Genomic DNA, 26,962 nt, shown 5'->3' on the forward strand with positions numbered 1-26,962 from the left:
GACTACATCACGTCTGCGCAACCGACCCTGGCACGCCCGTCACGGAACTGTCGCATCGGCCGCGATCGTTCCGTGACCAGCGCGGGTCACGCTGGACGCAGGCGGTCGCACTGCGACGGCGAGGTGAGCCAGCGTGAACCGGTCATCGATGCGGGTCCTGCTGCTGTGCTGCCTGGGTGCCGGCGCCGCGCTGCCGACCGGCTGCACCGGGGAGCCCCCGCCGCCGGTGCGCCCGATCGTGTCCTCGCCGGTGCGGCAGCTGCGGCCCGGCACCACCCTGACCGTCACCGCCGTGGTCACCGAGGTCCGCGGCGACCGGGCGTTCGTCCTGGCCGACGCGGACCTGCCGGTGTCCGGGCAGCTCGTCGTCGCGGCCACGCCGGTGCGCGTGGCCGTGGGTGAGCTGGTCACGGTCACCGGCACGGTGATGCTGCTGGACCCGCCGGCGCTGCAGCGCTACGGCGTCGCGGCCGAGTTCGGTGCCGTCACGGTCGTCGCCACGCAGGTGGTGCAGTACCCGCCGAAGACGCCGCCCCTATGAAGGGACCGGGGCATGCTCCCGGGCCAGCGCCGCGGCGACCGCGACCTGCTGCATGCCGCGCACGCACGCCTCGGCGGCGGCGGGCGCGATGTGGTGGGTGTCGAAGGCGATCCGCACCTCCACCGCGCCCACCGCGTCCTCGACGTTGACCATCAGCCGCTCGTGCGGGTTGTCGCGGGCCACCGGCCAGTCGAACCGGGTCTGCGCCAGCGCGTCGCTCATCCGCTGCAGGGTCACGTCGGAGGCGTCCCCGCCGGCCAGCTCGGACCGGTCGCCGGTGCGGCGGTCGTTGAACAGCACCGACAGGTCGAGGTGCTCACCACGCTCCCGTTCGACGTCCGCGATGGCCTCGGCGAGCCGCAGCGGGTCGAAGCTGGCGTACTTGTACGTCGACATGACCGTCCGCCGCACCCGGTCGAGCACTTCCGGGAACGGTGCGCCGGCGATGTCGACGACGCACAGGCCGGCCTGGTTGACCGGGCACACCACGTCGGCGAGGCCGGGCCAGAACCGGTTGCCGACGATGGGGCGGATCACCACCGGGTCGACGCCGGTGACCCGGACGACGGCCATCGCGAACACGGCCAGCAGCGCGGCCGCCGGGTCCACGCCCTCCCGTGCCACGATCGCCCGCAGCGCCAGGTGCATGGCCGGTGAGTGCAGCAGCCCCTCGCGGTAGCGCGGCTCGCACCGGTCGTCGGACTCCGGCACGGTCCGCGCGGGGATCGTGCGCAGCTGCCGCCGCCAGTACCGCAGCGCGGCCTCGTTCTGCCGCTGCCCCGCCGGGGACCGCTGCCGGCGCACCTGCTCCAGCGGCTGCAGGCCGGCGACCGGCGCCGGCTCCCGGCGGGTGACCTCGTCCATCATGATCGCTCCGCCGAGCGCGTCGGTGACCAGGTGCGAGGCGACCGTGACCTGATGGGTGAGCGCGCCGCGCTGCCGGACCACGCCGACCCTGACCGGCCAGTCCTTGACGTAGTCGTAGTCCCACGTGCGGAACCAGTCGTACAGGGCAAGCGCGAACCTGTCCGGGTCGGCGTCGTCCGGCGCGTCGAAGACCTCGATCACGAACTCGCCGCGCGCCGACACCTCCTGGCGCACCCGTCCGTCGTCGCTGAACCGCAGCCGCGTGCGCATCGTCTGGTACCGCCCGAGCGTGTACTGCAGATCGTCGACGACGTCGTCGAGCGTGGTGCCGGCCTTGAGCCGCCCCGGGCCGCCGATGGGGATCCAGCTGCGCTGGCGGACCATGGCGAGCCAGATCTCCTGCTGGCCCCACGCCAGGTCGTCCACGCCGGACCCGTCGCCCGCGAACTCGAACCGGACCTCATCGGACTTGACGAACATGGCAGCTCTTTCGCAGATGGTGATCGTTCAGTGTGATCTGACCGCCGGCCGGGCCGCCTCGTCGTTGCGCCGCGCCAGCCGCAGCCGCCGGTCCGCCGCGGCCGCGTTGCGGTGCAGCCGGTCGGTCTCCGCGCTGAGCAGGTCGAGCCCGGGCGTGGTGAGCCGGTAGTAGCGCCGCAGCCGCGAGGCGACGACCTCCTCCCGGTCCAGCTCGATGAGTCCGTCGATCCGGAGCCGTTCGAGGATGCCGTACAGCGTGCCGGCCTGCAGCTGCACCCGGTCCTCCGAGATGCGCCGCACGTCCTCCAGGACCGCATACCCGTGCTGCGGCTCGGCCGCGAGCGCGGCCAGAATGAGAAACGTCGGTTCACGCAGCGGCAAGCCCGTCATACCTTTCACACGACCCCGATGACGTTCATCGCTGCCCGACGCTAACACCGCCGGCACGGCGTGAACCGTTCACCAGGTGATACAAAAACCGATACACCGGGGCCGGGCGCGGTGTCACCGTCCGGGCGGGTGCGGCGGCAGTCCGCACTCCGCGAGATCCTTCCCCCCGCGTGCGTCTTCACCTCGACTGGCAGGCCTGGTTCGCGGCGGCCACGATCTGTCCGGTGACGGGCTCCGGGTGGGAGATGAGCGTCAGGTGCGAACCGCCGGGGACCTCCAGGACCTTGGCGTTGGCCCGCTTCGCCATCGCCTGCTGCGACTCCGGCGTGATGATCTTGTCGGCGGTGCCGATGACGTACCACGACGGGATCGTCTTCCAGGCCGCCGCCTTCGACGGCGTGGTGAACGCGCGCATCGTGGCCGGTCGCTGCCCCGCCCAGAGCATGGTCGCGACGGGCTTCGGCAGGTCGGGGCCGAACGACTGCAGGAACACCGGCTGCTTCAGGTACAGCTCGACGTCACCGGCCGGCGCACCGGCGTACGGCACCTGGTCGTACAGCGTGCCGGGCTGCGCGCTCAGCGCCGAGGTCTTGCCGCTGAGCTGGCCCGTGTTCTCACCCACCGCGGGTGCTGCCGCGTCGACGTACACCAGCTGCTTGACGTTGGCGTTGCCCGCCGCGCCGTTGGTGATGACGGAGCCGCCGTAGGAGTGTCCGGCGAGCACGATCGGCCCGTCGATCGTGTCGAGGAACGCCGCCAGGTCCGCGGCGTCACTGGTCAGCCCGCGCAACGGATTGGCGAAGGCCCGCACGGTGTACCCCGCCCGCTGCAGCCGCTCGACCTCGCCGTTCCAGCTGGAGGTCCCCGCCCACGCCCCGTGCACGAGCACGACGGTCGGTTTCGCGGCGCAGGCGGCCGCCGACGGCACCGGCGCCGCAACGGTCGCCGGCGCGGTCGCTCCCCCGATCACGCCGAGACTCACGGCCAGGACCGTGGCCATCGAGGCGAGCATCGGAGCACTCCGGAACGTCTTCATCGCATGTCCCCGCTTTCCGGCGGTGTACCCATGAAGCATCCGTCGTGCCAATGATCAGCTCACGGCCGTCCGGCGCCGGGTGGGGCTCGGGGTGATTCAGCCCGTGGCGCAGGTGGCGCAGCCGGCGATGCCGCAGCCCCTGGCGGACAGCAGTTCCTGGCGCTCCAGCTGCAGGGCTGCCCACCGCTCGGCGCGGGACCTGCGCCGCCGCACCCGCAGCGCCCAGATCGACAGCGGCACGAACGTGAACAGCAGGATGCCGAGCATCACCCCGAGCAGCGGCAGGTTGTCCTCGATCATCGCGCACCCGGCCAGCAGCACCGTGACGCCGCCGAGGATGAGGACCGCGTTCGCCCGGCCGACCTGGCCGTCGGTCGGCTCGGGCCGGACGAGCGGCGTGGCGGCGAGCTGCCGCTCGACCTCGGGCAGCAGCCGGCGCGCGCCGGGCCAGTCGTTTTCCCGCTCGTGGGCGCGGACCCTCGCCGCGTGCTCGCGCAGCTCCTGCTGCCGTTGCCGCCGCGCCTCGCGGCGCCGCCGTTGCTCCTCCTCGGCGGCCGCGTTCGCGGCCTGCTCGGCGGCCGCGAGCGCGGCGGCCACCTGCGCGGCCTGGCACAGGACGCACTGGTCGGTCATCACCCGCACCGCGGAGCCGTCCGCCGGGCGGTCGTAGCTCTGATGCGACTCGCAGAACGTGTGCCGGCAACCGGAGCAGCGGCCCGCCGCCACCGCCCCGCAGCCCGTGACGACGTCGCAGCGCAGGCCGGAGGCACGCCATCGGACCCTCGCGGCGGCGACCTCCGCGGCCCGTGCCGCGGCGGCGCGGTCCTGGGCGGCGCGCCACGCGAAGTACTGCTCCTGCTGCTGCCGGACGAGCTGCTGCGCGGCCGCAGGCGAGCCGATCGCGGGCCCGCCGGGCCCGCCGATGGGACCGAACATCCTCGCAACGTATCGGCGTCACCCGCCGCGCCCCAGCGTCGTTCGAGTGCAAACAACAGACCGGGAGGAGCACAGGTCGGGCCGATCATGCACCGCGAAACCGCGCCCCCCGTCCGTCATGGAGGCGCGGCCGGGCGTCAGGCGGCGGGGGCGGTCTCGTAGGTCATGAAGGTCTGCGAGTCGGCGGTCTCGCTGCGGACGCGGCCGTTGGAGATGCGGCGCAGCCACGTGGCGATCGCGCGGTCCAACCGGTACGCCTCGATGTTGTGGCGGCAGATGTCCAGTGAGATGACGCCCTCTTGCTCCTCGGCGTGGCGGTACATCGCCTCGATGAGCTTGACGAACACGCCGTGCTCGTGGCCCGGGACGGCGACGAAGCCGCAGTACCAGATCCGGTTGTCGGCGTAGTGCGCCGGCCAGCGGCGGGCGAAGTACTCCGGTGAGATGAGCGGCCACGCGCTGAGCTGGTTGGTGTAGGTCGCGAGACCCAGCAGGACGCCGTCGTCGGAGTAGGCGAGCCACTTCTCGATGCGGCGGTCGGTCATGACGTCGTCGAATTCGGCACGGTACATGAGGTGGCGCTGCACGGTGAGCGCGTTGAGATGGCGGAACGCGGTGCAGTACAGCTCCCACGCCAGTTCCAGCTGCTCGTCAACGAGATCCGTGCGAACGTCGATCTTCATCTGACGCCTCCCGAGTCACCTTCGGTAAGGACCATGTCAACAGACCGTACGCACGGATCGGGATACCGACAATCGTCAAAATCAGCGCCATAAGGGAGGCCCTAACCGCACGTTCAGTACTCGGAGTCCTACGCTTCGGGCCAGGTCAGGCCCCGTCCGAAGATGTTCACGCAGTCGACGCACGCCGATATCCGCCCGGGGTGCAGCAGGCAACCTGCATGTTCCACGGCGCACCGTCGCGACGGTGTCGTTTCTAGGTTCCGTACCGGTGGTCTTCTAGGCTCGTGGCGTGGATGCGCTTCGCTCGGGCACGAGCAGCGACCTGGTGGTCGTCGTGCCGGGCATCATGGGCAGCGAGCTGACCGACGCCGTCACCGGCGAGACCCTGTGGGGGTTGCGGGACCCGCGGTGGTACGTGAAGGCCTGGGCGGGCGGGTCCGCACTGCGCACCCTCGCATTGACCGACGACGAACGGGCCGGCCGCTACGGGCGGGTCCGCGCGACCGGGCTGCTGCGCTTCCCCGCCTTCGCCCCGGTCCTGCGCGGCTTCGAGCCATACGGGCGGCTGCTCGACGGCGTCCGGCGGGTCACCCTGGACCCGTCGGCGGTGGTCGAGTTCGCCTACGACTGGCGACTGCCGGTGCACCACAACGCGGCCCTGCTGGCGGAGTTCATCGACGCGCGACTCGGCGAGTGGCGCGCCCGCCCAGGGCTGCCCGCGCCCGGCGAGGCGCGCGCCGTCGTCGTGGCCCACTCGATGGGCGGGCTGCTCACCCGGCACGCGACGGCGATACCTGGCGTCGCGGGCATGGTTCGCAGGGTCATCACGCTCGGCACACCGTTCTACGGTGCGGCGAAGGCGGCGGTACTGCTCAGCTCCGGCGAGGGCGGCCCGTTGCCGCTGCCGAAGGCCCGGCTCCGGGACCTCGCCAGGACCCTGCCGGGCCTCTACGACCTGCTGCCGACCTACCGGTGCGTCGACACCGGCGACGGCGCGCGGCGGCTGGAGCCGTCCGACGTGGCCGGCTTCGGCGGCGACGCGGAGCTGGCGGCCGAGGCCCTCCAACGCTCGGCCCTGGTCGCCGAGGTCGGCCTGCCGGAGCACGTTCAGGTCGTCGGCGCCCACCAGCCGACCGTCCAGTCGATCGTCCTGGACGCCGGCACGGTGCAGGGCCGCCTGTACACCTGCAAACCAGCCGCCGCGGGCGGGCTCGAACGCGTCGACCTGGCCGGCGACGGCACCGTCTACCGCGAGTCGGCGCAACTGCACACCGTCGCGGCGATGCCGCTGGCGCAGTCGCACGGGGCGATCGCCAGGAGCGACGAGGCCGTCATCGCCGTCGTCGACGCGCTGACCGACCGCCGCACCGGGCCGTGGCTCGGCGCCGGCGACCTCGGCCTGGACGTGCCCGACCTGGTCGAGCCGGCGGTGCCGTTCACCGTCGCGGTCAGCGGTGTCGACCACCCGCTCGACGTGTCGTGCCGGCTCGTCGACGCCGCGACGGAGCGCATGGTCCAGGCGGTGGCGTTGCAGCGCCGCGACGGCCGGGTCGCCGGGCTCGCGACCACGCCGGCGCCGGGCGTGTACCGGGTCGAGGTGACCGGCGGCGGCGCCTCGGCCGTGACCCAGCTGCTCATGGCCGCATGAGCGGTCCGGAGCTGTTCCCCGTCGTCATCGGCGCGTACGAGGAGCACCCAGGCCTCGACGTGGAGCCGGAGCTGGCCGTCGTGGCCGAGCTGTTCGCGGAGTTCGGCGCCGAGCCGGTGCCCTGGGCCATGCCGATGGAGGACCGCGGCGGCGACGCCGTCAACCGGCGGCTGCGTAAATGGTCGCGGCCCGACGTACCCGCCGACTCGGTCCTGTACTGGCTCGGGCACGGCTGGTCCGACGGCCTGGACGTGTCCCTGGCGCACGCGGTCAGCCCGGCCGCGGTGCGCCAGTCGGGGGTGACGCCGGCCCAGCTCGCCGAGGCGGTCCGGGCCCGGCACGCCACCGCCGACGACCAGTGGACGATGGTCGTCGTCGACACCTGCTGGTCGTCGCGGTTCGTCGACCGGCTCAACGCGGAGCTCGCCTCCGGTGTCCTCGGCGCAGACCGGGTCCTGCTCATCGGCGTGTCCGGCGACGGCTCCACCGCGCTGGGGCGCTTCTCCGCGGCACTGCGGCGCTGCCTGGCGGAGAACTTCCGCACCGACGAGCGGATCGAGCTGTGGCGGCTCGCCGCGGAGCTGGACCGGCGGCTGCCGACCGGCCTGGTCGTGGGCCGCCGGCTCGGCGACACGGCCCTGGTGCGCCGCGTGCCGCCGGTCGCGGCCGCGGTCAGCCTGCCCCTGGACCTGTTGCGGGAGCTGGAGACCGCCCTGGCCGCCGGCGAGCGGTCGCACTTCGTCGACAAGGCCCGCAGCGCGCAGGAGGGCGAGCTGGCATGGTTCTTCGAGGGCCGGGCCGCCGAACGCGCCCAGATCGTCCGCTGGCTGCGCACCGCCTCGTCCGGGCTGCTGGTCGTCACCGGGCCGGCGGGGTCAGGCAAATCGGCGCTGCTGGGTCACCTGCTCGTGCACAGCCTGCCCGACCTGCGCTCGCTCCTGGTGCGGGCGCGGCTGGTCGACGCCCTCGCCGACGACCAGCAGCCCGCCGACGGCGTCTTCGACGCGGCGGTCCATCTCACCGGCATGACACTCGACGCGCTCGTCCGGCGGATCGCAACAGTCGCCGGATACGACGCCGGTGACGAGACCGCCGCCGACGCCCTCGACGGGCTCGTCGCGCACCTGCGGCGCCGTGAACGTCCCCTGACGCTGCTGGTGGACGCGCTCGACGAGGCGGTCGAACCCCTGGCGGTCGCACGCACCGTGCTCAGGCGCATCGCCGGCGTGCCGGGCGTGCGGCTCGTCGTCGGCACCCGCGCCTCCACGCACGAGGGCCTCGCCCAGCCGGAGCCGGACGACGAGGACCTGCTCGACGCGCTGACCGCGGCGGCGCCGGCCGGGTTCGCCCGGACCGTCTGGCTCGAACAGGACCCCGACGCGGTGCGCCGCTACGTCACCCGGCGGCTGTCGCTGGCCCGCGAGCGCGGCGCCCTGACCATCGACGGGCAGGCGCCCGGACCCGAACAGGTCGAGCGGACCGCGGAGCTGCTCGGGCGGCGCCGGGGGCAGTTCCTGTACGCGCAGCTCGCCGTACACGAGATCCTCGCCGAACCACGGCTGCTGGCGAGCGCCGAAACGCTGCCGGGCGACCACCGTGGACTGTTCGGGCATGCGGTCGACCGGCTCGCCCGCCGGTCCGCCGCGTTCCCCACGTTGATGGAGGCGCTCGCCCTCGGGCGCGGCCGCGGCGTGCCGATCGCCGGCGGCGTCTGGGCGGCGATGGCCTCCGCGCTGGCCGGGCGGCCGGTCGCCGACGCCGACGTGTCCGCGTTCCTCGAGGCCGCGCGCCCCTACGTGGTGGTGGACCAGGAGGGCGGGCAGACCGTGTACCGGCTGGCCCACCGGGCGTTCGCCGAACGGTTCCTCGGCGGCACCCCGTCGCGGCAGCCGCTGCTGGCGCGGGCGCTGATCGCGCTGACCGGCGACGGGAACCCTTACGTGGCACGGCACCTGTCGGGGCACGTCGCCGACGCCGGCCTGTGGCAGGAGCTCGCCGACGCCCCTTCGGTGCTCGACCGGCTGGACCCGCACGCCGTCACCGCCGACCTGCTGCGCACCGCGTTCGGCGGGGCCGGCATGCCCGCGCCGCTGGCCGGGGTCGTCCACGCGCGGCACCGGCTGGCCGCCGCCGCATTGCCCGACCGCGCCGGCATCCGCCACGTCGCCTGCGCCCGCCTCGGCGGGCGGGCCTTCACCGAGACGCCGGCGCCGGCCCGGCCGTGGACGCTGCGCGCGGCCCACCTCGAACGGGTCGCGCTGCACGTCGTGCTCTCCGGCCACGCCGGGTACGTGTCCGGGCTCGCGTTCCTCGACGACCCGCGGATCGGCCCGGTCCTGGCATCGGCCGGCGACGACGGCACGATCCGGCTGTGGAGCCCGGCGACCGCCCTTCCCGTCGGTGCGCCGCTGGCGGGCCACCGTGGCGCGGTCGCCGCGGTGTGCCCGGTCCCCGGCCCCGGCGGCCGGAACCTGCTGGCGTCCGCCGGCGCCGACGGGACGGTCCGCCTCTGGGACCCGGCCACGGCGCTGCCGGCGGGCCCGCCGCTGCACGGTCACACCGGTGCGGTGTCGGCGGTGTCCGCGGTACCGATGGACGACGGCCGCACGATCGTCGCCTCCGGCGGCGGCGACGGGACGGTGCGGCTCTGGGACGTCGACGCGTCCGCGCCCCTCGGCCCGCCATTGACCGGGCACGACGGTCCCGTGGTCGCGGTCTGCGTCGTGCCCGGCGCCCTGGTCGCCTCGGCCTTCGGCTCGGTCACGTCGGGCGGCGGCTCGGTCGCCTCGGCCGACGGCTCGGTCACGTCGGGAGGCGGCTCGGTCACGTCGGGAGGCGGCTCGGTCACGTCGGGAGGCGGCTCGGTCACGTCGGGAGGCGGCTCGGTCACGTCGGGAGGCGGCTCGGTCACGTCGGGAGGCGGCTCGGTCACGTCGGGAGGCGGCTCGGTCACGTCGGGAGGCGGCTCGGTCACGTCGGGAGGCGGCTCGGTCGCCTCAGCCAGCGGCTCGGTCGCCTCAGCCAGCGGCTCGGTCACGCCGGGCGGCGGCTTGGTTGCCTCAGCCGGCGGCTCCGTCACGTCGGCCGAAGGCTCGGATGCCTCGGCCGGCGGCTCGGTCACGGCGGCGGCCGGCGGCTCGGTTGCCTCGGCCGGCGGTCTGGTTGCGTCGGCCGGCGTCGACGGCACGGTCCGGCTGTGGGACCCGGCGACCGGCGCCGCGGTCGGGCCGCCGCTGCGCGGCCACACCGGTGTCGTGTCGGCGGTGCGCGCCGTGCCCGGCCCCGGCCGGACGTTGCTGGCGTCGGCGGGCGACGACCGCACCATCCGCCTGTGGGACCCGGCGACCGGCGCCGCGGCCGGGCCGCCGCTCACCGGCCACACCGCCGGCGTCGCGCAGGTCACCGTCGTGCCGGGCCTGCGCGGCCGTGACCTGCTCGCGTCGGTCGGCGCGGACGGCACGGTGCGGCTGTGGGACACCGTCGCCGGCGCGGCCGTCGGCACCCCGCTCGGCAGCATGGCCGGGGCGCTGTGGGCGGCCGCCGCGGTCCTCTCCGGCACCGGCGAGCCGCTGCTGGCCTCGGCCGGCGAGGACGGCACGGTCCGGCTGTGGGACCTGTCGGCCGCGTTCGACACGGCCCGGCCACCGGCGGCGATGCCGGGCCTGGTGTGTGCCGTCTCCACCGCGCACCGGACCGGCGGCGGCACCGATCTCGTCTCGGTCACCATGGACGGTCAGGCCCGGCGGTGGGACGCCGCGACGCTCCTGCCGACCGGCGCCCGCACCACCCTCGAACCCGGCCTGGTCGTGATGGCCCGGGTGGTCACCGCCGGCGGGTCGGCGCTGCTCGCCTCGGCGGAGCACGACGGCACCGTCCGCCGGTGGCACGCGGGCACGTTCGAGCCGTACGGCGCGCCGCTGCGCGGCCACGAAGGCCCGGCGCTGGCACTGGCCACGGTGCCGGGCCCGGACGGGACGGACCTGCTGGTCTCGGGCGGCGGCGACGGCACGGTCCGGCTGTGGGACCCGGCGTCGGACGGTCCAGCGGTCGCGGTGCTGACCGGTCACCGCTCGGCGATCCGCTGCCTGTCCGCCGTGGAAGGCGCGGACGGTCGGCCGCTGCTCGCCTCCGGCGACATGGACGGTGCGGTGCGGCTGTGGGACCCGCGGGCCGGCGCCGCCGTCGGCGCGCCGCTCACCGGGCACGACGGGCCGGTGCTCGCGATGGCGTCGCCACGCCCGGGCGTGCTCGCCGTCGGCCGCGTCGACGGCTCGATCGCCTGCTGGGACGTCGCGGCCGGCGCCCCGGCCGGGCCGCCGTTGCGCGCACACCCGTCGTTCATTCGCGCGATGTGCGCGGTGCCGCCGTGGCTGGCGTCCGCCGGCGCCGACGGCCGCATCAGGCTCTCCGACCACACGCTGTCCGGCGCCGGCGCCGACCTTCCCGGGCACGGGATGACGGTCCGCGACCTGTGGCCGGTGCCCGGCCCGGACGGGCGGCCGCTGCTCGCGTCCGGCGGGCACGACGGCATGCTGCGGCTGTGGGATCCGCGCGGCCGCACGCCCGTCGGCCCGCCGGTCGGCGGCAGGCCCGGGTCGGTCGACGCGGTCGCCACCGTGACCGGACCGGCCGGCACGCCATTGCGGGTGCTCGTCGGCGAGGCGGGCACGGTCCACCTGTGGGACCCGGCGCTGCACCGCCGGACTGCGCTGGACCTCGGCCGGATGGTCACCGCCGTCGCGGCCGGGCCACCCGGGTCGGCACTGGCCGTGTTCGGCGCGGTGGACGGCTGGGCTGCCGTGGTCGACGTCGTCACCGGCGAGGTCGCCGGCGTGCCGTGCCTGACCGGTGACGCGCCGGTCGTCGCGGTGTGCCGGCTCGCCGCGGGACTGCTCGCCGCCGGCACCGCCGACGGCCGGCTGTCCATCTGGGACACCCGGTCCGGCACGGCGGTCCACCGTGCCGACCCGCTGCACGACGCCCCGATCCGGGCGGTGTGCACGACACCGGCCACCACGAGCCAGGACGACACGGACCGGAACGACACGGCGCCAAACAGTCCGCCGACCACCACGGACCGGAACGACACGGCACCAGACGGTCCGCCGATCACCACGGACCGGGATGACACGGCACCAGACGGTCCGCCGATCACCGCAGACCGGGATGACACGGCACCAGACGGTCCGCCGGCCACCGCGGACCGGGACGGCGCGACGCGCACGGCACCAGACGGTCCGCCGACCACCACAGGCCAGGACGGCGCGGCGGGCACGGCACCGGGGGGCCTGCTCGTCACCGCGGGCCAGGACGGCGTGGTGCGCACGGTCGACGCGGCCACCGGAACACCCGTCGGCGCCGCGATGCGCGGCCACGAGGGGTGGGTGTGGTCGGTGGCGCTCTCCCCCGACGGCACCCTCGCGGCCTCCGCCGGCGCCGACGGCACGGTCCGCCTGTGGGACCTCCGCAGTGGACACGGCACCGTGCTCGCCGGCCACGGCGACCAGGCCCGGGCCGTGCGGTTCCTCACCGGCCGGGCACTCGCCTCCGGCGGGCACGACGGCACGGTGCGCATCTGGGACGTTGCCACGCACCGGTTGCACGCCACCCTGCCCGTCGGCGTGCCGGTCCACGCGCTGGACCACGACGGCCGCACGATCACGGCGGGCACCGCCGACGGCGTCATGGACCTCACCGTCGACGGGTCGCTGCTGCCCGGCTGAGGATCGTCTCCCGGTACCAGTCTGCGGTGCGGGCGGCGGTGCGCTGCCACGTGTAGCGCTCCAGGACCCGCGCCCGGCCCGCGGCACCGAGCCGGGCACCGAGGTCCGGGTCGTCCAGCAGCCGCCGCATTGCCGCGGCGAGCGCGACCGGATCGGCCGGCGGCACGTGCAGCGCCGTCGTCCCCGGCGCCCCGACGATCTCGGGGATCGCCCCGGCCGTGGTCACCACCAGCGGCGTGGCGGTCGCCATCGCCTCGACCGCGGGCAGCGAGAACCCCTCGTACCGGGACGGCACGACCGCCACCTGGGCCGACCCGACCAGCGCGGCGAGCCGCGACGAGGTCAGCCGGGACTCGACGCGCACCACGTCGCGGAGGCCGAGCCGCTCCAGGGCCTGCTGCGTCGCCCCGCCCGGCAGCGTCCTGCTGGCGACCAGGACCACCTCGAGGCGCCGTTCGGCGTGCAGCCGGGCGACCGCCTCCAGCAGGTCCGCGACGCCCTTCAGCGGCCCCTCGGAGCTCACCACGGCGACGACGCGGCCCGGCACCCGCGCCTCGCGGGGCGGGGCGAACAGCTCCGCGTCGACGCCGGCCTCGATGACGCGCACCCGGTCCGCGGGTACCCCGAACGCGTCGACGAGCGCGTCGCGTGCCGTCCAGGAGACCGTGGCGAGCCCGCTGATCCGCCGGGCGACGCGGCCCTGCATGCGGGTGAAGCCGTACCAGTGGCGCATCGCCAGCCGCCGGTGCCACCCGCGCTCGGCGGCGACGTCGAAGTCACGGTCGACGGTGGCCGGGTGGTGGATGGTGGCGACCACCGGCGCCGCGCCGCGCAGCCGCAGCAGCCCGTAGCCCAGGTCGGCGTTGTCGTGGACGATGTCATACGGCACGCCGGACCGGCGCAGGTAGGCCTGGGCGCGCAGCGAGAACGCGAGCGCCTCCGGATACACGCCCCAGCAGTGCAGCGTCGCCCACTCCAGCGCGTCCACCGGCCCGCGGACCCGCGACAGCGACGGCCACCACCGTGGGTTGCCGTCGCGGTACAGGTCCAGGCCCTGCATCTGGGTGAACGTGACGCCCTCGGCGGCGTCGGGATACGGCGGCCCGGAGATCAGGTGCACCCGATGCCCGAGCCGGGCGAGCTCACGGCTCAGCGCCGACACGTAGACACCCTGGCCGCCGGTGTACGGGTTGCCGCGGTGCGTCAGCAGCGCGATCCGCAACGAGTCCGCCGGGTGCGGCGCTGACGCGGCGTCGCGCACCGCACCCGGCCTCGAATCGTCACGTGAGATCGTCGAACTCCCCGTCCTTGACACCCTTGATCCAGGCGTCCATCTCGGCACGGGTGAACAGGATCGTCCCCCGGTCCGGGAAGTTGCTGTTGCGCACCGCGATCGCGTCGTCCCCGACGATCGCGACCTCCACGCAGGTGCCACCCGCGGTGGTGTAGCTCGACGTCCGCCACTGCGCGTCCATCGCCGCCCCCCTTCGGTGAGAATGACTACTGGCATCGATGCTGCCGCCCACCACCGGACGGGTCAACGCCGCCGACACCCAACGGCCAAAGCGACATCTCGGCTGGGGCCCGTCACGACGTGGCCAGGCCGTAGCGGTCGATGACGCCGGGCAGCCAGTCCGGCTCGGCGAACCGCAGGCCGTAGCGCTCGATGAGCTCCGCGCCCCGCTCGGCGGTGGCGGATCCGTCGGCGGCGAGCTCGGCGACCTCCCGGAAGAAGTGCTCGAACCCGGCTGGGCTGATGATCTCGATCATGCGGGCGGGCACGGAGCCCGCGTTCCACATGGCGTGCAGCTCTCCGCGCGGCTTGGTGATGTAGCCGCCGGCGCCGAGCACGACCTCGCGGTCGCCGGAGCGGAAGCCGATCTCGCCCTCCAGCACGATCGAGTACTCGTCCTCGAGGGTGTGCAGGTGCGGCGGCACCAACGCGCCGACGGGGAACGGGTGCTCGACGATCGACAGCGCGCCGCCGGTGTCGTGGCCCCAGAGCTTGAACTGCACGCCGATGGCGCCGAGGTCGCCGGTGGGTCCCTCGCCGGGCCGCACGACCGTGAGCGGCGGCGGGTCCGTCTGTGTCATGCGGGTCACCTCTCCAATATGATGGAACACCAGTGTTCCATGAAATCGTGGGACCTCGGCGACGGGACGTCAACTCCATTGAGTGAACAGCAGCGTTCTTCGAATTCGCGGACGTACCGGATGGCCAAGCGGGCCGACAACGTGACCGGGACCCGGCAGCGCATCGTCGAGGCGACCGTCGCGCTGCACGGCACGGTCGGCCCGGCCGCCACGACCGTGTCCGCGATCGCCGAGGCCGCCGGCGTCACCCGGCTGACCGTCTACCGGCACTTCCCCGACGAGGACGCCCTCTTCGCGGCGTGCACCGCACACTGGGCCGCCGGGCAGGTCCTGCCGGACCCGGCGGCCTGGGCCCGCGTCGACGACCCGGTCGCACGGCTGGCGGCCGCGCTGGCGGACCTGTACCGGTTCTACCGCGACGGCGAGCCGATGCTGACCAACGCCGGCCGCGACCGGGCCGCCCTGCCCGCGCAGGTCCGCGCGGCCGCCGAGGCCGGTGAGGCGCGGCAGATCGACCTGCTGCTGCGGCCGTTCGGGGCCCGCGGCGCACGCCGGCGGCGGGTGCGGGCCGCGATCGGGCACGCGATCTCGTTCTGGACGTGGCGGTCGCTGTGCCACGAACGCGGGCTGCCCGACGCCGATGCGGTCCGTCTGGCGACCGCGATGGTGACCGCCGCCGCGCGGTGACCCTCGGCGGTCACTCCTGCAGCCACGCGCGCACCGCGACCGCGCGCTCCAGGTGTTCGCCGCCGTCGGGGACGTCCTGGAGGATCCCGATAGCTTCGGTGACCGCCCCGACGGCGTCCTCGGCGGCGCCGGAGACCAGCAGGTCGCCGCCGCCGGGGCGTTTCGGGTTCAGCACCACCTTCACCCTGTGGGTGCGGCCCCGCGACACGCCCGCCTCGGCGTCACCGGACAGGACCCAGGCCCAGAACCCCAGCTTCGCCTTGGCGTCCTGCCGCAGCTCGACGGCGAACTCCAGCTCGATCGGGCCCACCACGGACGCCACGTCCTGCGCCGCACCCCGGGCGGCGGCGATCAGCTCGTCGCGCACCACCGCAACCGCATCCGCCAAGTCGATGTCCATGCGGCCATCATCGCGACCGGCCGCACCGGCCGGTCACCCGTTGCGTCAGGTCCGCTCCGGCGGGGGCTCCGTGGACAGGACCCGTTCCTCGGCGGCCACCGGCTCGCGGGCCACCGGGACGAACGGCTCGCGCGCCGCCGCCCGCTCCGCCGCGTCCTGTGCCGCGTCCTGTGCCGCCGCCTGCCGCTCCGCCGCGTCGTCCGCCGCGGTGGCCGGTTCGACGGCGGAGCCCAGGACCGACAGCAGCATGGGTGCCAGCAGCGACCGCACAATGAACGCGTCGATGAGGATGCCGACGGACAGCGCGAAGGCGAGCTCTCGGAACGGCCGCAGCGGCACGAGGGCGAGCAGGCCCAGGCTCACCGCGAGCGTGACCGCCGCGGTGCGGATCGCGTGCGCGGACTGCGGCAGCGTGATGGCAAGGGCCTCACGCCAGGCCGGCCCGATGCCGAAGATGTTGTAGTCCGAGCCGAGCGCCACCAGCAGCACCGCGGCCGCGAACGGCACGTAGAACGTGAGGCCGTCGTTGCCGTACACGTCCTGGAAGACCCACGTCGTCAGCCCCAGGGTCGCGCCGATGGCGAGCACGCTGCAGGCGAGCAGACCGATCGGCGCGATGAGCGCGCGCAGGAAGAGCATCAGGAACACCAGGTTGGCGATGAGGGCGGCGACGGCGATGCGGCCGAGGTCGTGGACGGTCTGATCGACGATGACTTTGGCGACGGCCGTGTCGCCGCCGAGGCTGGCCTGCGCGCCGTCCAGGCCCGCGGCCCGCAGCAGGCCGGGCAGGTCGCGCTCCAGGCGCGACAGCGTCCCGATCGCCGTGGCGCCGAGCGGCTCGTCGGTGAGGACCAGCAGGAAGCGGACGGCGGTGCCGTCGGCGGACCGGAACACGTTGAGCCCCGGCGGGAGGCCCTGCGTCCCGGGACCGAGGACGCCGGCGACCCCCGTGGCCTTCGCCAGCGACTGCTGCAGCCGGGCCAGTTCGTCGGCGCGGCCGGCCACGCCGGTGCCCTGCACCAGCAGCTCGGTCGGCGACAGGATCCCGTCCGCGAAGCCGGTCTCCGCCTGCGTCGCGGCGGTGCGGGCGGGATGGTTGGTCGGCAGCGCGTCGACGAACGACAGCCCGAGCCGCAGGTGCAGCACCGGCGCCGCCATCGTGATCATCGCCGCGGTCAGCAGGAGCAGCATCGGCGCGGCGAACCAGCGGCGGGTGAGCAGCCACGACCAGCCGCGGCGCGGCCGTGCCGGGCGTTCGGCGGGCGGCGCGGACGTCCGCCGGCGCAACGGCGACCAGAACGCGGCGGAGCCGAAGATGGCCAGCAGCGCCGGCACCAGCGTGACCGCCACGAGCATGCCGATGAGGATCGCGAGCGCCATCCCCGGGCCGAACGCCCGGAACGCCGGCGAACCGGCGACCAGCAGCGCGCCGGTACCAGCGGCGGCGGTCGCCCCGGCAGTGGCGATGATCGGGGTGAACCGCGCGGTCGCCTGCCGGGCCGCCGTGAGCCGGTCCGTGCCGGACGCCAGCTCCGTCCGCACGGCCGAGAAGTAGAACACGACGTAGTCGGTCACCACCCCGAGCAGCAGCGCCACCAGCAGCGGCTGGGTCTCCTGCGGGACGGGCACCCCGAACCGGGCGGCCACCGCGCCGCCGATCGACAGGGTCAGGACGATCGCGACCCCGGCGACGGCCAGCGCCAGCAGCGGCGCGACCAGCGACCGGAACACGACCGCGATGATCAGGAACACCGCGATGACGGTGATCAGCTCGAGCCTCGGCAGCGACGACAGCACGATGCGGGTCTGCTCGACCCGCGCGGGCACGGAGCCGGTGATGCCGACCACGCCGTCGTCGGCGTCGTAGTGCGTCGCCACGAACTGCTCCGCCGCTGCCTGCTGCCCGGCGAACGTCACGCTCGGGTCGGTGAACAGCAGCGTCACGATCGTCGTGCCGTCCTCCGCGGATCCGGGGAACAGCCCGAGCGTGTTCATCACCGGCACCGCCGCCACGATCGGCTTCGCGTCCGGGTCGCTGCCGTCGCTGACCGCCCTGGCCCGCGCGACCGCCTTGGCCTGCGTCGCGGCCGACAGCCCGGCGGGGTTGCGCTGCACGACCGCGACCCGGCTCAGCACCGGGAACCCGAACTTGTCCACGGACTGCAGCTCGCTGCGCACGGCCGGGTTGTCCGCCGAGATCAGCTGCTCCAGGTCGTTGCCGCCGGTGCCGTACGCCGGGATGTAGGCGATCGTCACGGCCGCCGCGGCGACCCAGAACGCCACCACCAGCCAGCGCAGCCAGACGACGATGCCGGCGTACCACTCCAGCAGCCGGCTCGGGTACCACCGGCTCCTGGGCGTTCTGGGCTCACTCACCGGTCGTACTCCGATCCGTCACGTGTCGTGTGGCACGCGGTTACCCCGCCACGACCGGACGGAAACGGCTCAGGCCGCGGGACCGTACAGCCGGGCGATGTCGGGCGAGTCGAGCCAACCGCTGTAGGTGGGTGACTGCGGCCAGCCCTCCGGGGAGTCCTGCCACTCCTCCTGCCGGCCGTAGGGCAGGAGGTCGGCGAGGGCGAATGTGAACGTGAGCTGCTCGGTGCCGCGGCCGCTGGTGTGCCAGGTGCGGTAGACGGTGTCGCCGTCGCGGAGGAAGACGTTCACCGCGAACCCGCCGCCGGGCGGCGCGTCGACGTCGGCGCCGAACGGGCTGTCGGCGGTGGAGTACCACGGCATGGTGTTGCCGACGCGTTCGGCGTAGGCGAGGGCGGCGTCGATCGGGCCCTGCGTGACGATCACGAAGCGGGCGTCGTAGTTGGCGAGGAAGTCCAGGCGGGTGAACGACGAAGTGAAGCTGGTGCAGCCGCCGCACTGCCACTCCGCATCCGGGTTCCACATGTGGTTGTACACGATCAGCTGTGATCTGCCGTCGAAGATGTCGGCGAGCCGGACCGGCCCCTGCGCCCCGGCCAGGGTGTAGTCGGGCATCCGCACCATGGGCAGCCGCCGTCGCTGCGCGGCGATCGCGTCGAGCTCCCTGGTGGCCGCCTTCTCGCGGGCGCGCAGCTCGGCCAGCTCCTTGCTCCAGGTCGCGTGATCGACAACCGGTGGCAGCTTCATGATCCGTCTCCTTCGTTCGGGTCGAGTGCCCCGAAGCATCCGTCGGGGTCGTAGGCCGACTTGACCTGGCGCAGGCGGTGCACGTTGGCGCCGAAGTACGCCGCGGCGGCGTCCGGAAGGTCCGGGTCGGGAAAGTTCTGGTATACACCGCCGGACCGCCACTCGGCAGCCAGACGGTGGGAGTCGTCCAGCCACCGGCGGGCGGTGGGCGCGTCCCGCGGGTCGGCGGTGGTGAGGTGCTGGAGCAGGAACCGCTCGCCGCGGTGGACGAAGGCGGTGGCGTCCGCCGGTACCCGGTTGTAGGCGCCGCCCATCGGCATGAGGTCCAGCATGCGTGACTGGCCCGGCCGGCGCGACCCGGCCAGGTGCCCGGTCAGCGCGACGATCGCGGAGCGCGGCAGCGGCTCGGCGACGAACCCGGACCTGCGCAACGTGTACGCACCGGCGCGGTCCGGGCCGTCGCCGGCCAGCAGCCGCTTCGTCTCGTGGAAGGAGGCCGCCCGCCGCTCGTCGGACGCGGGCGCGACGCCGACCCGGGCGATGCAGTCGCCGAGCACGGCGGCCGCCGCGGACGGCGGGCCGGCCATCGTGCCGACCACCGCCGCGCCCGGCGGTGCCGCGGGATCTGCGGGGACGGTCAGGTGCAGGCTGGCGGCGAGCTCGTCCGGCCCGGACGGCGCCCACGCCTGCCACGCCTCGACGACGGCCGCCGCACGGTGGTACGGCCAGGTCAGGCGGAAGCTGACCATCTCCGGCGCCGGCACGGTGGCGAACGTCAACGCGGTGACCGCGCCGAACCGGCCGGTGCCGCCGCGCAGCGCCCAGAACAGCTCGGCGTGGGTGCGCTCGTCGCAGGTGACCACGCGGCCGTCGGCGAGCACCACCTCGGCGGCGCGCAGGCGGTCGCTGGTGAGCCCGTGCAGGCGGCCGAGGACGCCGAGCCCGCCGCCGAGGGTCAGACCGGCGATGCCGACGCCCGGTCCGCAGCCGGCCGGGATGGTGCGCCCGGACCCGGCCAGGGCGGCGTACACCTGCGCGAGGTTCGCCCCGGCGCCGACCCGCGCCACGCCGTCGCCCACCGTCACCGCGTGCAGCGGCGTCGTGTCGATCACCACGCCCGTGGTCGTGGAGCGACCGGCGAAGTCGTGTCCGCCCCCGCGCAGCACCGCGGGCAGTCCCGCACGGCGGACGAAGGCGATCGTCTCGGCCACGGCCGCCGGCGTGGCGCACCGCACCACCGCCCGCGGCCGCACGTGGTGGAACCGTGGGTCGACCGGCCGCCGTGCCGCCTCGTAGCCCGCCGAGTGCGGCAGCAGGACCTCCCCCGCGACCCGGGCCAGTGCCGCCCAGTCCGCCGTCGTCACGTCCGTCATGGCTGCCGACGGTAGGGCCGCGGGCGTGGGCGGCGCTTGAACAAAACGGCCAGTACGGTGGGCGGATGCGGCACAGCTATGTGGAGCGGCTGCCCGTCCCGGCGCTGGGGGACCTCGTCTCCGCGGTGTTCGTCCAGCGGGTCGGCCCCGGCGGCGCCGGGTTCCCGCATCGCAGCGTCCCCAACGGCAGCACGGAGCTGACCTGCCGGGTCGGTGCCGCGCCGGTGGTGCTGGGGCCGTGCACCGACCCGGTCACGCGGGTGCTGGCGCCCGGCACGACCGTGGTCGGGCTGCGGTTGCGGCCGGGCGCCGCGCCGGCCGTGCTCGGCCTGCCCGCGTCCGAGGTCGCCGGCCGGGAGCTGGACGCCGACGCCGTCTGGGGTCGCGCCGCCACGCAGATGCTCGGCGAGCTGGTCGCCGCCGCGCCGTCGGCGCAGCAGGCGCTGGCCGTCCTGCAGGCGCACGTCCTGGGCCGGCGCACCGACGCCGATCCGCTGGTGGCCCACGCCGTCCGTCACCTGATGCCCGGGCGGGCCGGGGGCGTCGCCGAGCTCACGTCGGTGCTGCGGGTCTCGGCCCGTAACCTGCGGCGCCGCTGCCTGGCTGCGGTCGGCATGCCGCCCAAGACGCTGCACCGGCTGCTGCGGTTCCAGGGCGTGCTGGCGGCGGCCCAGCACGCCATCGCGCAGGGCCGCGCGCCGGCCGAGGGTGGCGTGGCCCGGCTGGCCGCCGACGCCGGCTACGCCGACCAGTCCCATCTGGAGCGGGAGTGCCGGCGGCTGACGGGGACGTCCGTGCGGGCGTTCCTGCTGGAGACCGCCGAACAGTGCGCCTGCGGGCACGACCATGCCGCCTCCTACACCGCCCTGCTAACCGACGCTCCGCTGCTCGACGCCCGGCTGCTGCCCGACGCCCGGCGATGACCCGGCCGGGCGCACCGCCGCCGGTGCGCTCGTCCGCCACAGGCGGATCGTGTGGTCCTGGCTGCCGGTGGCCAGGGTGGCCCCGTCCGGGCTGAACGCGACCGCTCGGACCCACGCGGTGTGGCCGGTGATCGTGACGGTGTTGCGGCCGCCGTCGCCGCTCCAGAGCCTGACCGACTGGTCGGCGTTGCCGCCGGTGGCGATGGTGGCCGCGACCGGCTCGGCCAGGACCCGCGGGCCCGGCAGGCCGGCGGCCTCGGCGGCGCCGACGAGCACCGCCTGGCGGCGGGCGCCCCAGCCGGCCGGGCAGGTGAGCACCGCGCCCGGCACCGGGCCGCCGGCGACCCGTCCGGCCTCCGCGGCGACCGGGCGCAGGACGGCGGCGAACACGTCGACGACCGGGAACTCGCGGCCGCCGAGCAGCAGGGTGCCGTCGTCGACGCTGCGTTTCGGGTGCGGCTCGTACCCGCCGGGGTAGGCCCGCGCGGCGTGCACCGCGTCGCGGCCGACGAGCAGGTTGCCGTCCTCGTCGGCGCACACGGCCGACGGCAGCAGCTCCGCGCCGTCGAACAGCAGCGGTCTGGGCCGGCCGTCCGGGCCGGCCAGCACGGCCACCGTCGTGGAGGTGCCGAAGTCGACTCCCAGGCCACTGTGGTTCTGCATCAGGTGATCGCCCTTCTCAAGCGCGGGTCAGCACGAGCGCCGCCAGGACGCGGTGCCCGGCGGTGCTGGGATGGCTGTCGTTCTCGGCGCAGAGCAGCGTCAGCCGGCACAGGACCTTCCGCCTGGCCGTCGCGTCGCCCGGCGGGTTGAAGATCGGCGCAGGGTCCGCGAAGCGTGCGCCGACCGAGGCCCCTGCGGCCGCCATGGCCGCGTTCAGTGCGCCGATCAACCCGTCGGCGGCCGCCAGGTCGGTGAGCTGGACCGTGAACGCGCCCACCAGCACGATCCGCGCCCGCGGCGCCGCGGCCCGCAGCCGGGTCAGGGACTGCCGGAGCCGGTCGGCGAGGGCCGCGATCTCGGCCGGCGCCCGGTCGAGCACGCAGGCGACGTCCGGGCAGGACTCCAGGAACAGCCGGATGTCGTTGCCCCACAGGGTGAGCGTGATGAGGGTGTGCGGGTCGCGGCGGTGCCCGGCGAGGAACGCCTCGGCCGCGGCGAGCTGGCTGCCGGGGTAGTCGTCGTGCAGCCCGAAGCCGGCGGCGCGCCAGCCGCACGGGCCGGTGATGAAGGTGCCGGTGGTCTCGCCGGGGCAGGAGTAGTTGACCGTCCGCAGCCGGGCGGCCCGCGAGACGAGGTCGGTGAAGCCGGTGAACGCCGACGGTGGCAGGCCGGCGCGGGCGCCGGCGGTGGTGAAGCCGTAGGGCAGCGAGTCGCCGAGAGCCAGGTGGTAGCGCGGCGACGGCGGGTGGGCCGCCGCGGGGCCGGATGCCGCGGCGGTGACCGAGGCGACGGTCAGCGCGGTGGCGAGCAGCCGGGTCAGGTGTCGGTTCATGGGCTCGATCGTCGGTGGAGGGCCCCATCGGGGGCGTCGGTAGTTCTACGCATGTCCGGTACTGACCGCAGGTGCCATCCTGAGCCGGTGAGAACCCGTGTCGCCGTGCTCGCGGTCGCCGTGCTGCTGATCGCGGTGCGCATCTGGTACTTCCTGCCCCTGGGCGGCTGGCTGTGGCTGATGCTGATCACGGCCGCCGTGCAGTTCGCGGTGATCGTGGCCGGTCTCGTCGCCCTCAGGCGCCGGCCGGACAGCCGCGTCGGCCTGATCCTGCTGGCATGGGGACTGTTCGTCCTGCTCAACGGCCCCGGCACGGCCGAGAGCGGGCTGCTGCTCGCGGTCGAGGGCGCCCTGCAGCCGCTGTACTGGACGCTGCTCGCCCACGCGATGCTGACCTACCCTGACGGGCGCACGCACAGCCGCCGCGAACGGGTCTTCCTCGCCGTGACCTATCTGTGGCCGCTGGTCTGGTTGATACCGTGGCTGTTCGCGGAGCCCGGCTGGATGGTCGTCTGCCCGCCGGACGGCTGCCCCGACAACCCGCTGCTGATCTCGCCGGAGCGCACGGTCGTCGAGCTGTGGTTCACCGTCAACGACGCGCTCGCGATCGGCCTCGGTGCCTGGTTCCTCGCCCTGGTCGCCCTGCGTCGCCGCGGGATGGCCGCACCGCAGCGGCGTAGCGCCGCGCCTGCGCTGTGGGCGATCGGCGTGCTGACCGCCGCGTACCTGATGTATGCCGGTCTGTCCCTGACCGGCGCCGCCGACGGTGACCTCTGGGCGGTGATGTGGTGGACCCGGCGCCTGGCGACGCTGCTCGTGCCCGTCGGGCTGCTGATCGCACTGGTGAACACGAAACTGGCCCGCGCCGACGTCGCGACCCTGCTGGTCCGGCTCCGCACCGCCGACATCGCCGAGCTGCAGAGCGGCCTGGCGACCCTGCTGCGCGACCCGAGCCTGCGCATCGTCGCCGGCGAAGGGGGCGAGGGCGACGTCACCGACCTCGGCGACGGCTACACGCTGCACCACCACCGCAGCGCCCGCACCGAGGACCCGGAGCTGTTCGAGGCCGGGGTCGCGGCGGCCCGGATGACCATCGAGAACGCGCGCCTGCACCGGCAGGTCCACGCCCAGCTCGACGAGGTGCGAGCGTCGCGGGAGCGGCTCGTCCAGGCCGCGGACGCGGAGCGCCGGCGGGTGGAGCGGGACCTGCACGACGGGGCGCAGCAGCAGCTGATCGGGGTGGGCATGGCCCTGGAGACGGCCCGGATGGAGGTCCCGGACACCCATCCCGCCGCCGCGATGCTCGACGACGCCAGCGGCCAGCTGCGTCAGTCGATCGACGAGCTGCGTGCCCTGGCCAGAGGGCTGCGCCCGGCGATGCTCACCGAGCGCGGCCTGTCCACCGCCCTCGCGGAGCTGCGACGGCGCGCCAGGGCCGATGTGACACTCGACGTCGCGGGGGTACCGCGGCTCGCCACCGACGTCGAGACGGCCGCCTACTTCGTGGTGAGTGAGGCGCTGCAGAACGCGGTCCGGCACGCGGCCGGCGCGCGGGTGCACATCCGGGTCGCCTTCGAGCCCGGCGAGCTGGTGGTCCAGGTGCGCGACGACGGCCACGGCGGCGCCGACGTGCGGGGCGGGTCCGGGCTGCGCGGGCTGGCCGACCGGGTCACCGTCGTCGGCGGCGCGTTCGGCGTGCACAGCCCGCCCGGCGGGGGCACCACGGTCGAGGCCCGCATCCCCGCCCAGCCCGTCGCGCGAGCGGAGTGAGTGATGCGCATCGTCATCGCCGACGATTCCCTGATCGTGCGCGCCGGGCTGACCAGGCTGCTCGGCGCGATCGACGCCGTCGAGGTGGTCGGCGAGGCCGGCGACGTCGAGCAGCTGCACCGCATCGTCGCCCACGACCGCCCGGACCTGGCCATGGTCGACATCCGCATGCCGCCCACCTTCACCGACGAGGGCATCCGCGCCGCCGGCCGGATCCGGCGCGACCACCCGCACGTCGCGGTGCTGGTCCTGTCGCAGTACGTCGAGACCGCCTTCGCGATGGAACTCCTCGACGGGGGCCGCACCCACGTCGGCTATCTGTTGAAGGACCGGGTGATGCAGCGCGCCACGCTGATCGACGCGGTGCGGCGCGTCGGCGCGGGCGAGGTGGTGGTCGATCCGGCCCTGGTCGAGCTGCTGCTGGCCGCCCCCGCCGTGCCGGAGTCCCTGGCGGTGCTGTCCGACCGCGAGCGCGAGGTGCTGGTGCTGATGGCCGAGGGGCTCACCGACCGCGGCATCGCCGAGCGGCTCTGCGTCTCGCCGCGCACCGTCGGCACCCACATCCAGCACATCTTCGACCGCCTCGGCATCGCCGACACCGCGACCGACAACCGCCGCGTCCGAGCCGTGCTGTCCTACCTGGACGCATCCTCCGAACGCCGGCGCCCGGGGCCGTAGCGCGGGCACGTCAGCCGCCGGTGCAGGTGGTCAGGGTGGCCTTCAGGTCGGTCGCGGGTGCGCCGGACGCGGTGCGGCTGCGCCAGGCGACGTGGCCGTCCGGGCGGACGAGGACTGCGCCGTCGGGTGCGACGCCGTACAGGTCGGGCCATCCGGGTTCGGTCAGGACGTGGCAGGCGACGGGCACCGCCGGGCAGTGCGCCGCAGCGTCGCGCCAGGCGCCGCCGGGTCCGGCGGTCAGCAGCACGAACGTCCGGTCGAACAGGTCGACGGTGGAGGTGCCGTCGGCCAGCCACAGGTGCGGGGCCCGGCAGCCGGGCGCGGCGGTCTGCCGGTAGTCGGCGCCGGGCGGGTCGGCGTCCGGGCCGCCGTCACCGGCGACGATCGGCGAGCGGTACTGGTGGCCCATGTCGAGCTGGGCCAGGCTGCGGCCGCTGAACGGCGCCCCGTCGCCGGTGAGCAGCCGCGACCAGGCGGCGCCGGTCTCCTCGGCGTTGCGCCGCCCGACCGGCTCCCGCTCGGCGGCGTAGCTGTCCAGCAGGCCCGCACCGGCGTGGCCGTGGACGACGGCGGCGATCTTCCAGGCGAGGTTGTGCGCGTCGTGCATCGCGGCGCTCACGCCGGTCGCGCCGGCCGGCGGGAAGCGGTGGGCGGCGTCGCCGGCCAGGAACACGGGGCCATGCGCGTAGCGGGCTGCGGACTGCGCGGCGGCCGTCCACGGGGCGCCGGCCAGCACGTCCAGGCGCAGGTCGGGCAGGCCCAGCACGGCACGGACGGTCGTCGCCGGGTCCGCCACCGGGCCGGGCACGCTGATCACCCAGCGGTCGTCGGCGTGGGTCCAGATCAGCGCGGCGCCGGTGGCGGTGAGGAAGTAGATCCCGCGCGGGCGGGCGCCGGTCCAGCCGGTCAGGTCGGCCCGGAACTCGATCATCGTCTGTCGGTGCTCGACGTCGACCGGACCCACGAGGAGGCCCTCGCGCTGCCCGACCCGCGCGACGCCCTGCGCCTGTGCGCGAATCTTCAGCGCCGGCAGTTCGAGCAGATGTACGACGTGATCGACATCTACCAGGAGGCGGCCCGGACCGACCCGGACATCGCCGAGGACCTGCGCACCATCGCCGCCAACCGCGAGCGCGCCTTCCGCCGCCAGGTCGAGTCCGTCGCGGCCGACCTGGCGCCCGGGGTCGGCGTCGAGCACGGCGTGGCCGTCTATCTCACGCTGGTGCTGCCCGAGGTGTACCGCACCCTCGTCGTCGAACGCGGCTGGACCGACGACGACTACGAGCGCTGGCTCGCCGACGCCCTGATCACCCAGCTCCTGCGGCGTCCTGGCGGCGGCGGGCGAGATGCACGATGATGTCGGCGAAGAGTTCGACCGTGTCCGGCAGGGCGCGCTCGATGTGGTCGTACACCTGCGCGCGCACCGCGACCGGCAGCTCGAGGTAGGCCGAGACCGTCGAGAGGTGACCGACGTAGTCGGCGGCGGACACCGTCACGCGGCGCTCGATCACGCACTGCCGCACGTCGTCGAACCCGTCGGAGCGCTGCAGCTCCGTGCCGGGCCACTGCATCGCGTGCCCCTCGGGGGTCCCGTCGGGCGACGGGATCTCGTCGCTGGCCAGGAACGGCGCACGGGCCGCGCGGACGGTCTCCTCCACCGCCGGGTCGGCCGGCTTGAACGGCCCGCCGAACGAGGCGAACACGCCCCCGGGCTCCACCAGCGCCGCCATGCGTGACCACCGGCCCTGCGGGCTCGTCCAGTGCAGCGCCGCCGCCGCGAAGACCAGGTCGTGGCGCTGCCCCGTCGGCAGGTCCTCGAACGCGGCCCGGACGGTCTTGACGTCCGCCGGCACGTGCTTGCGCAGCTCGGCGAGCATGGCGCCGTCCGGGTCGGTCGCGGTCACGACGGTCCCCGGCCGTGCGAACAGCCGGGTCGCCTTGCCCGTCCCGGCGCCGATCTCCAGTGCGGTGCGCACCGGTCGGCCGGCGTACGCCAGCACCATGTCGTAGAGCGCTTCGGGGTACCCGGGACGGAACCGTTCGTATGTTTCCGCGACCGCCCCGAAGCTCAACGCGCGACCAGCCATGCCACGCATCCTGCCATGATCTGCGCGG

At 74.8% G+C, this 26,962-nt stretch carries 24 protein-coding genes; 8 read left to right on the plus strand and 16 right to left on the minus strand.

Features of this window, described 5'->3' with window-relative positions:
* Window positions 1–133: 133 nt before the first annotated feature.
* Window positions 134–541: a hypothetical protein gene (locus OHA72_RS42285; RefSeq protein ID WP_327001713.1), complete on the plus strand. Its 408-nt coding sequence runs from the start codon at window positions 134–136 to the stop codon at window positions 539–541.
* On the opposite strand, the gene OHA72_RS42290 is transcribed toward OHA72_RS42285, so the two are convergent.
* From OHA72_RS42290 to OHA72_RS42310, 5 genes are all read right to left on the minus strand, one after another.
* Entirely contained in the window at window positions 536–1,888 is a 1,353-nt protein-coding gene (locus tag OHA72_RS42290; RefSeq protein WP_327001714.1) for a condensation domain-containing protein, read from the minus strand. The two genes, OHA72_RS42285 and OHA72_RS42290, sit on opposite strands and share 6 nt — an antisense overlap.
* A gap of 27 nt (window positions 1,889–1,915) precedes the next feature.
* The gene (locus OHA72_RS42295; protein ID WP_327001715.1) at window positions 1,916–2,278 is read right to left on the minus strand and encodes a PadR family transcriptional regulator; all 363 of its coding nucleotides are present in this window, start codon (window positions 2,276–2,278) and stop codon (window positions 1,916–1,918) included.
* A gap of 178 nt (window positions 2,279–2,456) precedes the next feature.
* Entirely contained in the window at window positions 2,457–3,314 is an 858-nt protein-coding gene (locus OHA72_RS42300) for an alpha/beta hydrolase (RefSeq protein ID WP_327001716.1), read from the minus strand.
* 96 nt (window positions 3,315–3,410) lie between these two features.
* On the minus strand, window positions 3,411–4,250 hold the full coding sequence (locus OHA72_RS42305; RefSeq protein ID WP_327001717.1) for a hypothetical protein: 840 nt from the start codon (window positions 4,248–4,250) through the stop codon (window positions 3,411–3,413).
* Between the two features lie 137 nt (window positions 4,251–4,387).
* On the minus strand, window positions 4,388–4,933 hold the full coding sequence (locus OHA72_RS42310; RefSeq protein ID WP_327001718.1) for a hypothetical protein: 546 nt from the start codon (window positions 4,931–4,933) through the stop codon (window positions 4,388–4,390).
* A gap of 289 nt (window positions 4,934–5,222) precedes the next feature.
* On the opposite strand from OHA72_RS42310, the gene OHA72_RS42315 reads away from it, so the two are divergent.
* Window positions 5,223–6,581, plus strand: coding sequence for an esterase/lipase family protein (locus tag OHA72_RS42315; protein ID WP_327001719.1), 1,359 nt, complete (start codon window positions 5,223–5,225; stop codon window positions 6,579–6,581).
* Window positions 6,578–12,304: an AAA family ATPase gene (locus OHA72_RS42320; RefSeq protein WP_327001720.1), complete on the plus strand. Its 5,727-nt coding sequence runs from the start codon at window positions 6,578–6,580 to the stop codon at window positions 12,302–12,304. The genes OHA72_RS42315 and OHA72_RS42320 overlap by 4 nt, the downstream gene beginning before the upstream one ends.
* Here the strand turns inward: OHA72_RS42320 and OHA72_RS42325 are convergent.
* The 3 genes from OHA72_RS42325 to OHA72_RS42335 form a co-directional block, all read right to left on the minus strand.
* The gene (locus OHA72_RS42325) at window positions 12,273–13,565 is read right to left on the minus strand and encodes a glycosyltransferase family 4 protein (RefSeq protein WP_327001721.1); all 1,293 of its coding nucleotides are present in this window, start codon (window positions 13,563–13,565) and stop codon (window positions 12,273–12,275) included. The genes OHA72_RS42320 and OHA72_RS42325 overlap by 32 nt on opposite strands.
* A gap of 19 nt (window positions 13,566–13,584) precedes the next feature.
* On the minus strand, window positions 13,585–13,779 hold the full coding sequence (locus OHA72_RS42330) for a DUF397 domain-containing protein (RefSeq protein ID WP_327001722.1): 195 nt from the start codon (window positions 13,777–13,779) through the stop codon (window positions 13,585–13,587).
* A gap of 112 nt (window positions 13,780–13,891) precedes the next feature.
* Window positions 13,892–14,398 (minus strand): cupin domain-containing protein, encoded by a 507-nt coding sequence (locus tag OHA72_RS42335; RefSeq protein ID WP_327001723.1) that lies wholly within the window; start codon window positions 14,396–14,398, stop codon window positions 13,892–13,894.
* A 120-nt stretch (window positions 14,399–14,518) separates the two neighbouring features.
* Between OHA72_RS42335 and OHA72_RS42340 the strand changes: the two genes are divergently transcribed.
* Window positions 14,519–15,085: a TetR/AcrR family transcriptional regulator gene (locus OHA72_RS42340; protein ID WP_327001724.1), complete on the plus strand. Its 567-nt coding sequence runs from the start codon at window positions 14,519–14,521 to the stop codon at window positions 15,083–15,085.
* A 10-nt stretch (window positions 15,086–15,095) separates the two neighbouring features.
* Here the strand turns inward: OHA72_RS42340 and OHA72_RS42345 are convergent, their stop codons facing one another.
* The 4 genes from OHA72_RS42345 to OHA72_RS42360 all read right to left on the minus strand — a co-directional run bounded on the left by OHA72_RS42345 (window position 15,096) and on the right by OHA72_RS42360 (window position 19,981).
* Window positions 15,096–15,485 (minus strand): trypco2 family protein, encoded by a 390-nt coding sequence (locus tag OHA72_RS42345; protein WP_327001725.1) that lies wholly within the window; start codon window positions 15,483–15,485, stop codon window positions 15,096–15,098.
* Window positions 15,486–15,530: 45 nt separating this feature from the next.
* Entirely contained in the window at window positions 15,531–17,861 is a 2,331-nt protein-coding gene (locus tag OHA72_RS42350) for an MMPL family transporter (RefSeq protein ID WP_327001726.1), read from the minus strand.
* A 69-nt stretch (window positions 17,862–17,930) separates the two neighbouring features.
* Window positions 17,931–18,608 carry a DUF899 domain-containing protein gene (locus OHA72_RS42355; protein WP_327001727.1) on the minus strand — a complete coding sequence of 226 codons (678 nt, stop codon included), beginning with the start codon at window positions 18,606–18,608 and terminating at the stop codon, window positions 17,931–17,933.
* On the minus strand, window positions 18,605–19,981 hold the full coding sequence (locus OHA72_RS42360) for an FAD-binding oxidoreductase (protein WP_327001728.1): 1,377 nt from the start codon (window positions 19,979–19,981) through the stop codon (window positions 18,605–18,607). The genes OHA72_RS42355 and OHA72_RS42360 overlap by 4 nt, the downstream gene beginning before the upstream one ends.
* Before the next feature lie 65 nt (window positions 19,982–20,046).
* Between OHA72_RS42360 and OHA72_RS42365 the strand changes: the two genes are divergently transcribed.
* Window positions 20,047–20,904: a DUF6597 domain-containing transcriptional factor gene (locus OHA72_RS42365; protein ID WP_327001729.1), complete on the plus strand. Its 858-nt coding sequence runs from the start codon at window positions 20,047–20,049 to the stop codon at window positions 20,902–20,904.
* On the opposite strand, the gene OHA72_RS42370 is transcribed toward OHA72_RS42365, so the two are convergent.
* Entirely contained in the window at window positions 20,851–21,567 is a 717-nt protein-coding gene (locus OHA72_RS42370; protein ID WP_327001730.1) for an Hsp70 family protein, read from the minus strand. The two genes, OHA72_RS42365 and OHA72_RS42370, sit on opposite strands and share 54 nt — an antisense overlap.
* A gap of 16 nt (window positions 21,568–21,583) precedes the next feature.
* Window positions 21,584–22,399 (minus strand): GDSL-type esterase/lipase family protein, encoded by an 816-nt coding sequence (locus tag OHA72_RS42375; protein WP_327001731.1) that lies wholly within the window; start codon window positions 22,397–22,399, stop codon window positions 21,584–21,586.
* A gap of 87 nt (window positions 22,400–22,486) precedes the next feature.
* Between OHA72_RS42375 and OHA72_RS42380 the strand changes: the two genes are divergently transcribed.
* Entirely contained in the window at window positions 22,487–24,169 is a 1,683-nt protein-coding gene (locus OHA72_RS42380; RefSeq protein ID WP_327001732.1) for a sensor histidine kinase, read from the plus strand.
* A gap of 3 nt (window positions 24,170–24,172) precedes the next feature.
* Complete coding sequence (locus tag OHA72_RS42385) at window positions 24,173–24,847, plus strand: response regulator transcription factor (protein WP_327001733.1); 675 nt, start codon at window positions 24,173–24,175, stop codon at window positions 24,845–24,847.
* A gap of 10 nt (window positions 24,848–24,857) precedes the next feature.
* Here the strand turns inward: OHA72_RS42385 and OHA72_RS42390 are convergent, their stop codons facing one another.
* Window positions 24,858–25,778 carry an FAD-dependent monooxygenase gene (locus OHA72_RS42390; protein ID WP_327001734.1) on the minus strand — a complete coding sequence of 307 codons (921 nt, stop codon included), beginning with the start codon at window positions 25,776–25,778 and terminating at the stop codon, window positions 24,858–24,860.
* A 9-nt stretch (window positions 25,779–25,787) separates the two neighbouring features.
* On the opposite strand from OHA72_RS42390, the gene OHA72_RS42395 reads away from it, so the two are divergent.
* Window positions 25,788–26,204: a hypothetical protein gene (locus tag OHA72_RS42395; RefSeq protein WP_327001735.1), complete on the plus strand. Its 417-nt coding sequence runs from the start codon at window positions 25,788–25,790 to the stop codon at window positions 26,202–26,204.
* Here OHA72_RS42395 and OHA72_RS42400 read toward each other — a convergent pair.
* Window positions 26,155–26,850 carry a class I SAM-dependent methyltransferase gene (locus OHA72_RS42400; protein WP_327001736.1) on the minus strand — a complete coding sequence of 232 codons (696 nt, stop codon included), beginning with the start codon at window positions 26,848–26,850 and terminating at the stop codon, window positions 26,155–26,157. The genes OHA72_RS42395 and OHA72_RS42400 overlap by 50 nt on opposite strands.
* Window positions 26,851–26,962 lie beyond the last annotated feature (112 nt).

The organism is Dactylosporangium sp. NBC_01737 (genome assembly GCF_035963215.1).
GTDB lineage: Bacteria > Actinomycetota > Actinomycetes > Mycobacteriales > Micromonosporaceae > Dactylosporangium.